This is a genomic window from Sphingomonas flavescens (assembly GCF_030866745.1).
Lineage (GTDB): Bacteria > Pseudomonadota > Alphaproteobacteria > Sphingomonadales > Sphingomonadaceae > Sphingomicrobium > Sphingomicrobium flavescens.
In genome coordinates, this window is record NZ_CP133016.1 from 804,412 (window position 1) to 818,678 (window position 14,267).

The window sequence follows — 14,267 nt, forward strand, 5'->3', positions numbered from 1 at the left end:
TCGTGCGTCAGCCGTTGTGCGCGGCGACGAACTTCTCGAACACGGGCGCAATCTTCTCCCGCCATTTGCGGCCGTTAAAGATGCCGTAATGGCCGACTTCCCTGGCCATCAGATATTGTTTCATCGAACCCGGTAGCTTGGTCGCAATGTCTAGGGCCGCACGGGTTTGACCCAGGCCCGAGATGTCGTCGCGCTCGCCCTCGATCGCCAGCAACGCCGTGTCGCGGATCGCGGTCGGATCGACGCGCCGCCCGCGATGCTCCATCTCGCCCTTGGGCAGCAGATGGTTCTGGAAGACGACGTCGATCGTCTGCAGGTAGAATTCCGCGGTCATGTCGCAGACCGAGCGATATTCGTCGTAGAACTTCTGCGTCGCCGCGGCGCTTTCCTCGTCGCCGACGACGAGATGCTTGAACATCTCCCAATGGCTGATGAGGTGCGAGCCGAGGTTCATGGTCATGAAGCCGGCGAGCTGCAGGAAGCCCGGATACACCTTCCGCCCCGCGCCCGGATAGAGCATCGGTACCGTGGCGATGACGTTCTGCTCGAACCACGCGAACGGGCGCTGCGTCGCGAGCGTGTTGACTGCCGTCGGCGCCTGGCGCGTGTCGATCGGCCCGCCCATCATCGTCAGCGACCGGGGCCGCCATGGATTCTTATCCTGGTTCATCAGCGCCGTCGCGGCATAGGCCGGCACGGCCGGCTGGCAGACGGCGAGCATATGTGGGCGCTCGCCGGTCTTGTTGCCGATCAGCTCCAGAAACTCGATCAGATAATCGATGTAATCGTCGAGGTTGAATGAGCCCTCCGACGTCGGCACCATCTTCGCGTCGCGCCAGTCGGTGATGTAAACATCGAAGCTCGGCAGCAGTCGCTCGACCGTGCCGCGGAGCAGCGTCGCATAGTGGCCGGACATCGGCGCAACGATCAGCAGGCGGGGACCGCCCTCCACGCCTTCCCGGTTGAAATGCTTTAGCTGCCCGAACGGCTTGCGAAGCAGGATCTCTTCGTTGACGGCGACGTCCTTGCCGCGAATGCGGGTCTTCTTAAGACCGAACTCGGGCTTGCCGTGGGGCGCCGTCGCGTGGGCGAAGACCTCCAGGCTCGCGGCCGCCATCGGGCCCAGCGAACTGTATCCCCAAGGATTCGACGGGTTGTTGAGCCAGCCGGCGCCGAGTCCGGCTAGCTTGCTTGCACCTGCGAGGAAGGAGCGTTGAACCTCATAAGCATCGTAAAGCATCGAACCTCGCAGCAGCGGACTTGGCCGAAGGTGTGGCGCTCCTCAACGCGGCTGGCAAGCGAATGTTGCGGCGCAGCAGATGCGCGCTAGGAGCCTGCTTCTTCGAGAATCTGGTCCAGCACCTCGTCGGGGGTTGACTGCGGTTGCCCTCGGTTCTCCCCTTCGCCCTGAGGCAAATGGGCTTCTCTACCCGCATGGTTGGCCGGCAGCACCTCAAGGATTTCGACGATGCGGTAGCGCTCGGCCAGCACCTCATAGTCAGGGCCGTAGGAAGTCTCGACGTCCACGCGGCAGCGCAGTGCATCCCCGGGCCGAATGTCGAGCTCGCGGCGATAAAATTTGTCGAGCAACGTGCCCGGCTCGGCGATCGCCGTGGTCCGCGTGTTGCCGTGCTTCAGATGCCAGTGGGATGTGGCCTGGTAATCAGGCATCTCGACCACGAAGATCATGTCTGCCGACTGGTTGACGAGCGTACGCGACTGCAGCAGCGTCCGCGGCTCCGCGATGCGTTTCGAGGCATCGATCCTGGCCGAGCCGTTGTTGGTGATCACGCGCGCTTCGTCGTTCGACGACAGCGCTTCCTTTGCGCGCTGCCATGCCGACACCGCTTCTATCAGCTGCGCGGACGAGGGCAGAACGGGCTGCGACGGCGTGGTCATCGAAGTGCCCCAGGCGAGCACCCGGATGGCCTGCTGTAAATCGGCCAACTGATGCGTGGACGATCCGTCCATCCACGCAAGGATGGCGAGCGTGCCACGTGCGAGAAACTTCAGCTGAGCAGGGTTACTGGAGGCGGGCGCGCCCTCGTGGTCCTGCTTCACGCGTAGCCAGAGCGAAAGGCTTTTCCGCGTGATTTCTTCCAGAACCGCAACAGTCTCCAACCGCAGCGACGTTCCGGCAAGCGCGCGATAGGAAGCTTCGATCGCATCCTGCACCAGCCGTGCCGGGCCAGCATCAGGAATGCGCCGGCCCGCGGATCCGGCGGCCAGCTCTACCACGACGTCGCTGTCCGTCAGGTCCGACAACAGGTCGGTTACGTCGGCTCCGCGAGCGCCAGTGTCGGTGGTTGCCATGTACGCTTAGCCTCGATTCGTTAATCTGGCGTTTACTACGCTCTCGGCCCCGCCGAGCAAATGCCTGGATCGCCAAAGCAAAATACCCAATTCGGGACACAATTGAGAGCGCGCCGAGCGGCTGTTAGACGGCGCTATGGCCACTGCTCCCAACCGCCCCAAGGGGCGCTCGCTCCGCAGCCTGCGCATGGTGTGGGGCTTCGCCACCCGTTATCCGGGCCATATCCTCGTCGCCTCCATCGCGCTCCTATTCGCGGCGGGCGCGACGTCCGGCGTGCCCTACGCCTTCAAGCTCATCATCGATAAGGGCTTCGCCAGCGGCGCGGGCTCGCACGATCTGGCGCGCTGGTTCCAATATCTGATGATCCTCGTCACGGTCATGGCCATCGCCACCGCAGTGCGCTTCTACTTCGTATCGTGGCTTGGCGAACGGACGGTCGCGGACATCAGGCTGGCCGTGCACCGTAACCTGTTGCGGCTGTCCCCCGGTTTTTTCGAGGAAAACCGGCCCGCGGAAATTACATCACGCATCACGGTCGACACGACGATCATCGAGCAGGTGGTCGGCACGACGGTATCCGTCGCACTGCGCAACATCGTGATGGGGACCGCATGCCTCGTCATTTTGCTGGCGCTTTCGCCAAAGCTTGCGGGGATGATGCTGCTTGGCGTGCCGCTGGTGATCGGCCCGATCATCATCCTCGGGCGCCGCGTACGCAGCGTTTCGACCAGCAGTCAGGATCGCATCGCCGACGTCGGGACCGTCACCAGCGAAGTGCTCGGCGCGATGAAGATCGTCCAGGCGTTCAACCAGCAGGGTCGCGAAGCCAGCCGGTTCACCGACGCAGTCGAGCGCGTTTTCGCGACCGCCAAGAAGCGCATCATGTTGCGCGCGATCATGACGGCGATGGTCATCTTTCTGCTCTTCAGCGCGATCGTGTGGGTCATCTGGCAAGGCGCGCTGGACGTTGCGACTGGCCGGATGAGCGGCGGCACTATTGCCGCCTTCGTGCTCTATGGCGGCCTGCTTGCCGGCGCATTCGGCGCACTTTCCGAGGTCTATGGCGACCTGCTGCGGGCTGCCGGCGCCTCCGAACGGCTGGCAGAATTGCTCCATGCCGAGCCGGATATCCGCGCACCCGCGCAGCCCGCCGCGATGCCGGAACCCGGGCGCGGCGAACTGACGTTCGAGAACGTCACTTTTCGCTATCCGACCCGGCGCGAAACGTCGGCGCTCGAGAACTTCTCCCTCGCCGTGCGCGCCCGGGAACGGCTGGCCGTGGTTGGCCCGTCGGGCGCCGGCAAGACGACGATTTTCCAGCTCGCCGAGCGCTTCTACGATCCCGATAGCGGGCGCGTGCTGCTCGACGGCGTTGACCTCAAGGACGCTGACCCCGCCGACATCCGCCAGCGCATTGCGATGGTGCCGCAGGACACGATCATCTTCGCAGCGTCGGCGCGCGACAATCTGCGCTACGGCAATTGGAACGCGACCGAGGACCAGCTTTGGCAGGCCGCACGCGACGCCAATGCCGAGCAATTCCTGCGCGCGCTGCCAGACGGCCTGGACACTTACATGGGGGAAGGCGGCGCCCGGCTGTCCGGTGGCCAGCGACAGCGCGTCGCGATCGCGCGCGCGCTGCTCCGCGACGCCCCGCTTCTGCTGCTCGACGAAGCCACGTCGGCCCTCGATGCGGAGAGCGAGCGACTGGTGCAGGACGCGCTCGACCGGCTGATGGAGCATCGCACCACCATCGTCATCGCGCATCGCCTGGCGACCGTCCGCGCCGCCGACCGCATCGTGGTGATGGACGGCGGGCGCATCGTCGAGGAAGGCACGCATGCCAGCCTCAGCGGCCACGGCGGTCTTTATGCGCGGCTGGCGCGGCTCCAGTTCGAAGAGCGCGCTGCCTGAGCATCCCTTGGCAGACCGTTAGCAGCCGCCCGTCGAAACACGGGTGGTGAAATCATCCGTAAGCCGTTCGATCGGCTTTCTTTTCTAAGTTGGGAAATGGGGCAAATCATGAAGAAGAATTTCACGCTGCTCGCCGGCGCGGCAGTGCTTATCGCGCTCGTGCCGCACGCCGCGGTGGCGCAGACGGCTGCGGCGCCTGAGGAATATAAGGGAATGACCTTCCCCGGCTGGGGCTTCAACAAGGCTGACCTCGACAAGTCGGTGAAGCCTAACGACGATTTCTTCAAATACGTCAACGGCAAGTGGTTCGCGAACGAGGTCATCCCGCCGCAATATCCTTACAGCGGCGCCGCGCTGCAGCTCCGCCTCGGCGCCGAAGGCGATGTGCGCGCGATCGTCGAAGAAATGGCGGCACGCCAATATCCGGCCGGCAGCCTCGAGCAGCGCATCGGCGATGCCTATCGTGCCTTCCTCGACGTCAATGCGATCAACGCAGCCGGGCTCGCGCCGGCGAAGCCCTATCTCGACCGAATTGGGGCGGCGAAGAGCCGTGAAGACCTCGCGCATCTGTTCGCGCAACCCGGGATTCCATCGCCGATCGGCGCGTTCGTCTCGATCGACCGGCAGGATCCCAATGCGAACACCGTCTATGCCGCAGCGGGTGGCCTCGGCCTGCCCGACCGCGACTATTACCTGGTCGACAGCCCGAAGAACCTCGAGATCCGCGCCAAGTACAAGGAGTACCTCGCGTTCCTGCTTGGCAAAGCCGGCTACGCTGATCCTAAGACGTCGGCCGAGCGCGTTTACGATCTCGAGCGGCAGTTCGCAGAAATCGGATGGGATCGTGCCCTTGCGCGGAACCCGGAGCTGACGACCAATCGGGTCACGCGCGCCGAGCTCGAGCAAATGGCGGGCGGCTTCCCAGTCGCGGCGATGCTCAATGACCTTCAACTTGGCACCCAGCCGAGCTTCATCGTCGCACAGGTGCCCCCGACGCAGGAGGAAATCTCCAAGCTTGGTCTCACTCCCGACCAGCTCAAGAAGCTGGGTGGCGGCGTCCCCGCGATGTTCGCGCTGCTGAATACGGCGCCGATGGACGACATCAAAGCCTGGGCTGCGGCCCGCTTCCTGTCGAGTCAGGCAGCGGTGCTGCCGAGCGACATCGACGATGCGAACTTTGGCTTTTACGGCAAGCTACTTACCGGCCGCACCGAACAGCGGCAGCGCTGGCAGCGCGCGCTAGACTTCGTGCAAGGTGCGATGGGCGAAGCGGTCGGCAAGATCTACGTCGAGCGCCATTTCCCGCCGTCAAGCAAGGCAGCGATGGAAACGCTGGTCGGGAATCTGCGCCTCGCGCTGGCGAGCAACCTCAAGGATCTTGCCTGGATGACGCCCGCGACCCGGGTCGAAGCGCGGAAGAAGCTCGACGCCTTCGGCGTGAAGATCGGCTACCCGGTGAAGTTCGAAACCTATGATGGACTGGTCATCACCCCGGGGCAGGCGCTGGCGAACAATGTGTCGGCGTCCGACTGGGCCTGGAAGGACCAACTCGACGACCTCAGCAAGCCGGTCGACAAGACCAAATGGCTGATGACGCCGCAAACGGTGAACGCCTATTACATGCCGCCGGCGAACGAGATCGTCTTCCCGGCCGCCTACCTGCAGCCGCCCTACTTTAATCCGAAGGCCGACGCGGCCGTGAATTACGGTGCGGTCGGCGCGACGATCGGGCATGAGATCGGCCACGGGTTCGACGACCAGGGCTCGCGCTACGACGGCACGGGCAAGCTGCGGAATTGGTGGACCGATACCGATCGCAAGACCTTCGACGCGCTCGGCGCGAAACTTGCCGCGCAATATGATCAGATCTGTCCGTACGACGACGGCAAGACTTGTCATAATGGCAAGCTGACGCTCGGCGAGAACATCGGGGATCTCGGCGGCATCTCGATGGCCTATCAGGCTTACAAGCTATCATTGAAGGGAAAGCCCGCGCCGGTCATCGACGGGCTGACCGGCGATCAACGCTTCTTCCTCAGCTACGCCCAGGCATGGCGCTGGAAGTATCGCGATGCCTTCGCGCGCCAGCTGCTGCAGACGGACTCACACTCGCTCGCGGAAGCGCGGGTCAATGCGGTCGTCCGCAACTTCGACCCCTGGTACAAGGCGTTCAACGTGAAGCCGGGCGACAAGCTGTACCTGGCGCCAAAGGACCGCGTCCGCATCTGGTAAAACAAAGCCGCCGGCTTGAGGGCCGGCGGCGTCCTGTTGACCTTCGCTCTGGCTTAGCTCGAGGAGCTGCCGCCCGAGCTTCCGCCGCCCCTTGGCTTGCGCGGCGTCGTGCTCCGTTTGCGCGTTCCGCTCGAACGCTTGGCGGTCCCAGTTGCTGCCTTAGCGGTCGTCCGCTTGGCGGCTGCCGGCTTGCGAGCAGCGGTGCTGCGGGTCGCACCGGTTGCGGCGCGCGATGCAGTGGCCCGCTTGGCGCCCGTACTACGCTTCGCCGAGTTCGCGCGCGAAGTCCCGCCGGTGGACGCTGCACGCTGCGGCGTCGCGTCGTCGTCGGTCCATTTGCCCGACATCACGCGCTGCGCGGCGTCGGCCACCGCCTCGGCGATCAGCGAGCCCAGCTTGGTTGCGCTGGCCATCATGTTGGTCGCCGCCTGCGACGCGGTGTCGGCCGCATCGAGACCCGCATCGCGGATCGCGCGGCGCGCCTTTGGACTCGCGCTGATCGCGGCGGCCGCGGCAGCGAGACCGGCGGCGAGCATTTCCTTGCTCATCGCCGCCTTGGCCAGCTTGTCGACCGTCTCGTTGCGTGTGGATGATTTCTGTGAAGGTTGTTTGGCCATCGCTTTAATCTCCCAAGGTTGCGGGAAAGACACATGGAGCCCGTAACGGTTCCCGAACGATGCCCGAAATGCGAGACATTTTCAAAGTTGCGCGCCGGAAAAATGTAAAGGGCACCGCTGCGTGTCGCAGCGATGCCCTTCGACATGGTCAGCGGCCGGAAGTGACGGCCGTTCGTCAGCGATTAGAGCTTACGAACACCCCTTTCCGACCTCTTAGCTGAACCATGAGACATCGGATCACCTCCTTTCGCTGCGTAATTGCAGGACCGAAGATGAGTCGCTTTGGCGCTTAAAACAAGACTTGTTCTCAGGTGAAATATCGTCAAACTCTTTGGCTTCGCGCCGGAAGCAAGACGGCTCAGGAGCGGCAATCCTCAATTACACGCGCGGGCTCGGGCCATGGCGGTACGACGAGCGCCGGCTGAGTCCCGATCGTATAGCCCACGCGGCCCCGGCTACTGACGATGGCATCGAGTAGCGGGTCGAACGCCGCCAGACTTATCGTCAGCCGGTTCGTCGCCGGATTGAAGCTTGCCGGTGCCTGCCGGGTCAATGAGCTGGTCCAAACCATGAGAAACGGCGCGGCGCCTGTTGCGGCGCGGGCAATGCTAATTCCCCGGGTCGCTCGCGTGCATTGGATCCACAATTGCGGATTGCCCGCGGCATCCTGAAAGCGCGCTTCGGTCCCGGCAGTCGTCGGCGCGTACACCCAATTTCCCGCGATAGGCTGGATTGTCGACAGATCCTGCGCGGCGAGGGGCGACGCTGTGGCAAGCGCGACTGCGGCAGCAAACGTTTTGGTCATGCGGTCAGCGATTGAGGCGATCGACCTTCGCCTGCAAGGCCGCGAGCTCGGCTTTCAACTGATCGACGTCACTGTTCGCCGATGGCGCCTCCGCCTTGGCCTTGGGCTTGCCGCCGAAGGCCGACGCAGCGTCCTCGAAAATCGCCATGTTGCGCTTCGCGAGATCCGCGAAGACGTTGCCGCTGAAGGCGTCTTTAACCGCGCTCTGGTTGCGCTGGAATGCGTCCATCGCCGCTTCCAGATACGACGGCACGAAGTTCTGCATCGAGTTGCCGTAAAGGCCGATCAGTTGCTTGAGGAAGTTGGTCGGCAGCATCGTACTTCCGCGCGCTTCCTCGTCGACGATGATCTGCGTCAGCACTGAGCGAGTGATATCCTCGCCGCTCTTCGCGTCGACCACTTCGAATTCCCGGCCCTCGCGAACCATTTGCGCGAGGCGGTCGAGCGTGATGTATGTCGAGCTCTCGGTGTCGTAGAGACGCCGGTTCGCATATTTCTTGATCGTTACCTTGCCCGATGCCTTGGTCATGAACAGCTCTCCAGACGCGAGACGCGGCTTACTACCGCAACAGTGTGCACTGCAACATGAACCGGTGACGCACCGTGCACCGCGGCCGTTGCCGCTGTTCCTCGACCTTGTCCGCCAAGTGTCGATGCGCGATCCGGAACTGGGCGCCGACGCACTCGCGGGATTGCGCGCCTATGAGCATTCACCCCGGCGCGATCGCCCTGCGGCAGGAGCGGAGCTCGCGCGCGTTCACGGTGCAACGCTCCGCGATCACGGCGGCGACGGTCTGCCGGTCGTGCTGTTGCCGTCGCTGATCAATCCGCCCCGCATTCTCGACCTCGACGAGGAAGTGTCGCTGACCGGCGCGATCGCGGGGATGAGCCGCCGCGTAATGCTGCTCGATTGGGGGGTCGCAAGCGAGCGAAAGGAACTCAGCGTCGCGGGCCACATCGAACAATTGCTGCTGCCATTGCTGCGCAGCATCGGCGAACCCGTGTCGCTGGTCGGCTATTGCCTCGGCGGCACGATGGCGATCGCCGCCGCTGAATTGATGGAAGTCGAACGCGTCGCGACGCTTGCCGCGCCATGGCACTTCGCGCGCTATCCTGATGAGTCGAAGCAGGCGCTGCAGGACATGTGGCGCCATTCGCAAGCGGCGGCCCGAGCCCTCGGCGCATTGCCGATGGAGGTTCTGCAGGCGGCTTTCTGGTCGCTCGACCCGGAACGGACTGTACGCAAGTTCGCCGAGTTCGGTCGGCTTGATCCAGCCAGCGCGAACGCACGCCGTTTCGTCGAGCTGGAGGAGTGGGCCAATGAGGGTGAGCCCCTGCCCTACCCCGCCGCTCAGGAACTGGTTGAAGGCCTGTTCAGCGACGACTTGCCGGGAAGTGGGAGGTGGCAGGTCGCCGGCCATACCGTGTCTGGCCAACCCGACGTGCCGACGGTCCATTTGACCGCCGACCGCGACCTCATCGCGCCGCCGCAAACCGCCGCAACCGGTCCAAACGTTGTCATCCCGTCCGGTCATGTCGGCATGATCGTCGGCTCAGCCCGCCAGCGCCTCCACGAAGAACTCCGCGAATTCCTGACGCCTTGCCGCTAGGCCCAGGCCTCGCTAAGCCGCGCCGCGAAGCACCCGTAGCTCAGCTGGATAGAGCGCTGCCCTCCGAAGGCAGAGGTCACAGGTTCGAATCCTGTCGGGTGCGCCACTCCCGTGCAAAACTGGGCACCTTCGTGCCACCGCTTGCAGCCGTCGCTATTACGGCTCTTTCCAAGGCTTTCCGCGAGCCTCCGATATGGACCTTGTCAGTTTCGACCGTCACCTCATCGATGAGTAGACGTGTGTAGGCTTGGCGCAGAGCTGGATTGTCCGCCCGAAGACCATCTCTAAGCAGCTTGCCGAACCGCCCAATTACATCAGGCGTAATGCGACGCTGGCTGGAGGTGAGCTGTCGCTCCAGCGACGTGATGTCCGCTGTGAGAGCCGCGATACGCTGACGATGATGGGTCAAGCGCTCGGCGAAGTCCCGGTCGCCAGGTGACGCTAGGCCGGACTCCACCAGTTCATAAAGCCGGTTCAGCGCACCCTCGCTGTTCGTCCTGGCACCGCGGAGCAACGCCAGCTCCTCACGTCTGCGCTTGTCAGACTCGTCGCTCTTCTCCAGAAATGCCGTCAGCAGCTCAGGAAGCCGCTCGGGTGCCAATACTCGTGTTTTGTCTTTATGACCTTACGCGATCTGCAGTGAACCTTTGCGATTGCGGCTTCGGCGCATGGCCACTCCGATCCCGCCGAACCCGAGGAGCATCATGGCCCACGTCGCCGGCTCGGGAACCGCGCGAACGAGTTCAGCTGACGCTACCGGTAGCACGGTCAGATAGCCGTTAGTGCCGTTGACCTCACCCGGCGTTCCCGCACCCGGGCCCGCAGGGACCGTCAATCCGTGGAGGACGATCTCGCGTAAGCTAAGTTCATCAAGATTGGGGCCGAGCAAGCTCATAATGTTGAAACCGGCACCGTAGATGGTGGGATCGAGCAAATTAAACGTTCGATTGAAGTCGACCACGCCGTCCATGTTGGGGTCGGTGTTCATGAAATCGACGAGGATCGGCCCATAGGTTACTTGGCCCTCGGCAAGCTCGACGTAGCCATCGCGGTCCGTGTCCTGGGCGAGGGTCGGCGTTGTTGAGTCCAAAGGCATGCCATTCGCGTCGACACGACCATGAATGTGCCCGACATGGACGCCGCCGGGTTCAAGACCCATCACATGGATCATGACGTTGAGTGTTTTTGCATTTGCGTCGAGGGTTAGCGTGGTTGTTCCGCTCGCGCTGCTCCCGTTGAGTGCCGTAAAGGTCCCCGTATAGACCTGCGCCGAGGCGATTTGCGGGGTTGCCGCTGCAGCAAGAACGCACGCGATTGCTGCCGGACGCGTAAGCGCGCCCTTCAAGCTGTTCATCATTAAGATGTTCCTTCCCTGCCTCGCAAACGCGCAGCAAGATACGAGGCGCCGAGGTTACGCCGCTGCTGCAAAGCTTTGATCTGGAACAGTTTTGCGATGGTTAACGAAAATTAATCGAGGAAGTTCCGGGTGATGCGGACATGTCCGTCAATCGGATGCATTTCTTCAGAACTTCGCCTGCGACTGGTGAACTGAACCACCGGTGTCAGTGTCTGCTTTCCACCCAGAGCTGGCAATAGCGCTGACCCGGTCCAGGTGAGCCAAATTGAGTGAATCGCCCTCCCCGCTTACGCCAGAGAGAAAAAGGGTGAGCCAAAACCGGCATAAAAAGCACGCGGGCGAGGCGCGGGGACAAGCGCGCCGCGCGACACGCGCGAGCTTGAGTGAAATCGAGTGAATCGCCCTCCCCTCTCGTCACAGAGGGGAGACAGGTGAGTGAAAACCGACACGAAAAGCACGCGGGCGAGGCGCGGGGCTAAGCGCGGCGCGACACGCTCGACCTTGAGTGAAATCGAGTGGATCCCTCTGCCCTCTAATCGCAGAGAGGAAGCAGTTGAGTGAAAACCGATATGAAAAGTAGGCGGGCGAGGCGCGGGGCTAAGCGCGGCGCGGGTTGGTCATTGGCCTCGGCTAATGTCAGCTTTCGACCCTTTGCCGACATTAGACATGATGGAAAAATGACCGCACCAGCCGGGGATCGGTCGTAATGAGCCGAGCGTCAGACGCTTATCGCGAGCAATCTCAATTGCGCCGCTAACTGGCTGATCGCATCAAAGACATTGAAACAATCGCTAATTTGCTCGACGTCGCTAATCAGTATGACAACTCCGACGAGGCTGCAAAAAGAAAGGACGCAGGTTTGTAATGGCCGAGTTAAGTGTCACAGGTCGGTTGATCAGATTGATAAAATGGCAATCAACGTGCCGCTGATGGTGGCATTTTCGTGTCACGATCGTCGTGACCAATTATAAAGGATGCGCTGAGATTACGCGCAATCTGTTCGATTCGGTCCATCGAGGCTAACGAGTCAGCTCGGCTCGTATTGATTTTCGGCACGCCATGGATCCGAATTTGCTCTCGGAAGTGCCACAGGTCGCCGGTGAGAATGACTGACCCGGATGACAATTTGATCAACAAGGAATGATGTCCCGGCGTGTGCCCGGGCGTAGCGAGCATGATGACGCGGCCATCGCCGAATATATCTCGGTCGCCGACGACGCCGTCGACTTTCGCACCCCCGGTCAGCCATGGCCCGAATTCCGACCGCTCGAGGTTGAAGGCGGCTGCGGTGCTTCTGACGACCTCAAGGTCTTGTTGACCGATCATGAGCGTCGCCCAAGGTAAAGTCGCAAGCTGACCGCTATGATCGGAATGATAATGGCTGAGCGCGACTAGCTTCACCTGTCGGGGGTCGACCTTCATCGCCGAAAGCTGAGCAAGGATCGTCTTTGACAAGATCGCGCGGCCGCCGCCGACGCTGCGCCGTCCCGCACCCAGCCGAGACAGTGGCAGGCCCGCGTCCCAGAGCAGGAAGCGATCTCCGTCCCTGATCAGGTAGCAACTGACCACGACAGTCTTGTGCACGCCGGCAAGGGCGAAGCTGTCGTTCAGGAAATCAGCATCGGGGATATCGACCGAACCGCAATCCAGTCGCCACAACTCCAAACGGTTCGGCGTAGCCGCGAGGGCTTGAGGCCACGCCAACAAGGCCGCCAATGCAACCGCTCCCCACACGTGGCGGAACGCGTAGTGAAGCCGTTTCATGCCGATCTTCTTATTCTCTCCCGGTTCCTGCTGGCCCCGCCGGCGGCGCCGCTGACTTTGCCTGCGGATTCACCGCAGGTGTCGTCAGCGGCAAGGTCGCACCGCGATGGCAGGTGAAACATGATACTTTGATCGCTCCGTGGGCAGGCACGCCAAAATCCCGCTGATTGATGCCCTGGACCATTGCGAGCATTTTTCTTGCGATGCGCTTTTCGGGGTTTGCGTCGGAAGCGAAGTTTAGTCCGGTTGCCGGTTGAGAATTCTCGACATGACAGAATGAGCATTTCACGCCGAGCGCTTGCGTAAAGGACCGCATGTTGGCCATGAGCTCAGGACGCGGAATATCCTTGGGGAAGAACTGCAAATTGCTCGGCGCCGGCATCTCAGGTGCGCGGGAGGGCGCGGGGCTCTGCGCGTTGGCAACAGAAAGGCCGAATGCCGCAGTAGCCGCCATCAGGGCCAATTTCGGCAAGTCGAGGTGCGTCATTAACCTTCTCCCTCTCTACAGTGCGGGACGTTCTTGGCCGGCGCCGTCACAAACTTGGTGCCGCAGTCGCCAAAAATAGACGAAGGGATCGGCCGGGCCGCCGCGGCCGTGGCGCTGAATGAGCCCCTCTTCGAGCAATTCGGCGCAAACGCGCGCAACTTGTCCGGGGTATGCGGCCGACCCGTAAATTGCCTTGGCGACATCGGTCTGCGTCAACCCGGGTTGAGCATAAATCACCTCGCAGACTGCGGACCTCAGCGAACGTTTCACGATGGCGCATCTTTCTTGTCCGGTTGCCAGTGAGCGAGCGCGCGGGCGAGCATCCTTTCCCTGTCCGCCTCCAGCCCCGTGAAGATCTCGAACGCTGCCGCTGCTTGGAAAACCACCATCGCGATCCCGTCCACGGTTCGGCAGCCGATTTGGCGCGCTTCACGAAGAAGTTCGGTCTGCAAGGGAAAGTAGATGATATCCGCGACCCACGCTTCTTCCCGAAGCCATTCGGCCGGAATTGGCAGTCCGTCGTGACCAACCATTCCAACGGGGCTGGCATTCACGATGCCGTCAGCTGTCTGGACGGCGCTACGGAGATTCTGGACGACCGCAATTTGCGCGTCGAAATTTTCTCGCAGGCGCGCGGCTAACGCGTCCGCCTTCGCCGCATCAACATCGTGGATTTCGAGGTGCATCGTGCCTTGCTGCAAGAGCGCAAAGGCGGTTGCCGCCCCCGCTCCGCCCGCACCGATCTGAACAACCTGGCGAACACTCGCCCCGGTCAGCCCCCTTCGCAGACCTTCCGCAAAACCCGCGCAATCGGTGTTGTAACCGATTGAACGGCCATCGTGGAAAGCGACGGTATTCACCGCGCCGATCATCGCTGCTTCCGCACTGAGTTCATCCAGCAGCGGAATAATGGCCTGCTTGAAAGGATGCGTGACGTTGAGGCCGGAAAAGCCTGTCAGGATGGCTGCATCCAGCAGCGGCTTAAGGCCCGCGATGCCCCTCCCCGCCAGATCAAACAGGGAATAGATGAGGCGCGCGGAATGGGCGTCGGCTTCGCCTTCATGGAGCCAAGGCGATCGTGAACTTCCTATCCCTTCACCCACCAGTCCTGTGAGGAAACGATCGCGCGGGGCATGATGAGTTTGCAAGTCAGGCACTAGCGGGTTT

14 protein-coding genes and 1 tRNA gene are annotated in these 14,267 nt (G+C 62.4%); 4 read left to right on the forward strand and 11 right to left on the reverse strand.

What is annotated here, in order from left to right; all coding sequences use genetic code 11:
- Positions 1-7: 7 nt before the first annotated feature.
- Positions 8-1,240, reverse strand: coding sequence for a polyhydroxyalkanoate depolymerase (locus tag QU596_RS04100; RefSeq protein WP_308517324.1), 1,233 nt, complete (start codon positions 1,238-1,240; stop codon positions 8-10).
- 86 nt (positions 1,241-1,326) lie between these two features.
- A complete protein-coding gene (locus QU596_RS04105) occupies positions 1,327-2,313 on the reverse strand; it encodes a hypothetical protein (RefSeq protein ID WP_308517327.1) in 987 nt (328 codons plus the stop codon).
- A 136-nt stretch (positions 2,314-2,449) separates the two neighbouring features.
- On the opposite strand from QU596_RS04105, the gene QU596_RS04110 reads away from it, so the two are divergent.
- Both QU596_RS04110 and QU596_RS04115 read left to right on the forward strand, forming a co-directional pair.
- Positions 2,450-4,228: an ABC transporter transmembrane domain-containing protein gene (locus QU596_RS04110; RefSeq protein ID WP_308517328.1), complete on the forward strand. Its 1,779-nt coding sequence runs from the start codon at positions 2,450-2,452 to the stop codon at positions 4,226-4,228.
- Positions 4,229-4,336: 108 nt separating this feature from the next.
- Positions 4,337-6,460 (forward strand): M13 family metallopeptidase, encoded by a 2,124-nt coding sequence (locus QU596_RS04115; protein ID WP_308517329.1) that lies wholly within the window; start codon positions 4,337-4,339, stop codon positions 6,458-6,460.
- Positions 6,461-6,513: 53 nt separating this feature from the next.
- On the opposite strand, the gene QU596_RS04120 is transcribed toward QU596_RS04115, so the two are convergent.
- The 3 genes from QU596_RS04120 to phaR form a co-directional block, all read right to left on the reverse strand.
- Positions 6,514-7,077: a hypothetical protein gene (locus tag QU596_RS04120; protein WP_308517330.1), complete on the reverse strand. Its 564-nt coding sequence runs from the start codon at positions 7,075-7,077 to the stop codon at positions 6,514-6,516.
- 358 nt (positions 7,078-7,435) lie between these two features.
- Positions 7,436-7,882, reverse strand: coding sequence for a hypothetical protein (locus QU596_RS04125; protein WP_308517331.1), 447 nt, complete (start codon positions 7,880-7,882; stop codon positions 7,436-7,438).
- 4 nt (positions 7,883-7,886) lie between these two features.
- Positions 7,887-8,411, reverse strand: coding sequence for a polyhydroxyalkanoate synthesis repressor PhaR (gene phaR / locus QU596_RS04130; protein ID WP_308517332.1), 525 nt, complete (start codon positions 8,409-8,411; stop codon positions 7,887-7,889).
- 64 nt (positions 8,412-8,475) lie between these two features.
- Here phaR and QU596_RS04135 point away from each other — a divergent pair, with 64 nt between their 5' ends.
- On the forward strand, positions 8,476-9,492 hold the full coding sequence (locus QU596_RS04135; protein WP_308517334.1) for an alpha/beta hydrolase: 1,017 nt from the start codon (positions 8,476-8,478) through the stop codon (positions 9,490-9,492).
- Between the two features lie 29 nt (positions 9,493-9,521).
- A tRNA-Arg gene (locus QU596_RS04140) sits at positions 9,522-9,598 on the forward strand.
- Here QU596_RS04140 and QU596_RS04145 read toward each other — a convergent pair.
- The 6 genes from QU596_RS04145 to QU596_RS04170 all read right to left on the reverse strand — a co-directional run bounded on the left by QU596_RS04145 (position 9,569) and on the right by QU596_RS04170 (position 14,257).
- A complete protein-coding gene (locus QU596_RS04145) occupies positions 9,569-10,093 on the reverse strand; it encodes a hypothetical protein (protein WP_308517335.1) in 525 nt (174 codons plus the stop codon). The genes QU596_RS04140 and QU596_RS04145 overlap by 30 nt on opposite strands.
- A gap of 24 nt (positions 10,094-10,117) precedes the next feature.
- Positions 10,118-10,849: a PEPxxWA-CTERM sorting domain-containing protein gene (locus tag QU596_RS04150; protein WP_308517336.1), complete on the reverse strand. Its 732-nt coding sequence runs from the start codon at positions 10,847-10,849 to the stop codon at positions 10,118-10,120.
- 915 nt (positions 10,850-11,764) lie between these two features.
- A complete protein-coding gene (locus QU596_RS04155) occupies positions 11,765-12,613 on the reverse strand; it encodes an N-acyl homoserine lactonase family protein (protein WP_308517337.1) in 849 nt (282 codons plus the stop codon).
- Positions 12,614-12,623: 10 nt separating this feature from the next.
- The gene (locus tag QU596_RS04160; RefSeq protein ID WP_308517339.1) at positions 12,624-13,100 is read right to left on the reverse strand and encodes a c-type cytochrome; all 477 of its coding nucleotides are present in this window, start codon (positions 13,098-13,100) and stop codon (positions 12,624-12,626) included.
- Between the two features lie 15 nt (positions 13,101-13,115).
- A complete protein-coding gene (locus QU596_RS04165; RefSeq protein WP_308517340.1) occupies positions 13,116-13,316 on the reverse strand; it encodes a hypothetical protein in 201 nt (66 codons plus the stop codon).
- Between the two features lie 50 nt (positions 13,317-13,366).
- A complete protein-coding gene (locus QU596_RS04170) occupies positions 13,367-14,257 on the reverse strand; it encodes a shikimate dehydrogenase (protein ID WP_308517341.1) in 891 nt (296 codons plus the stop codon).
- Positions 14,258-14,267: the final 10 nt, after the last annotated feature.

Coding starts and splice junctions, on each gene's coding strand:
- QU596_RS04100 (WP_308517324.1), bottom strand. CDS start 1,240: ATGCTTTACGATGCTTATGAGGTTCAACGCTCCTTCCTCGCAGGTGCA.
- QU596_RS04105 (WP_308517327.1), bottom strand. CDS start 2,313: ATGGCAACCACCGACACTGGCGCTCGCGGAGCCGACGTAACCGACCTG.
- QU596_RS04110 (WP_308517328.1), top strand. CDS start 2,450: ATGGCCACTGCTCCCAACCGCCCCAAGGGGCGCTCGCTCCGCAGCCTG.
- QU596_RS04115 (WP_308517329.1), top strand. CDS start 4,337: ATGAAGAAGAATTTCACGCTGCTCGCCGGCGCGGCAGTGCTTATCGCG.
- QU596_RS04120 (WP_308517330.1), bottom strand. CDS start 7,077: ATGGCCAAACAACCTTCACAGAAATCATCCACACGCAACGAGACGGTC.
- QU596_RS04125 (WP_308517331.1), bottom strand. CDS start 7,882: ATGACCAAAACGTTTGCTGCCGCAGTCGCGCTTGCCACAGCGTCGCCC.
- phaR (WP_308517332.1), bottom strand. CDS start 8,411: ATGACCAAGGCATCGGGCAAGGTAACGATCAAGAAATATGCGAACCGG.
- QU596_RS04150 (WP_308517336.1), bottom strand. CDS start 10,849: ATGATGAACAGCTTGAAGGGCGCGCTTACGCGTCCGGCAGCAATCGCG.
- QU596_RS04155 (WP_308517337.1), bottom strand. CDS start 12,613: ATGAAACGGCTTCACTACGCGTTCCGCCACGTGTGGGGAGCGGTTGCA.
- QU596_RS04160 (WP_308517339.1), bottom strand. CDS start 13,100: ATGACGCACCTCGACTTGCCGAAATTGGCCCTGATGGCGGCTACTGCG.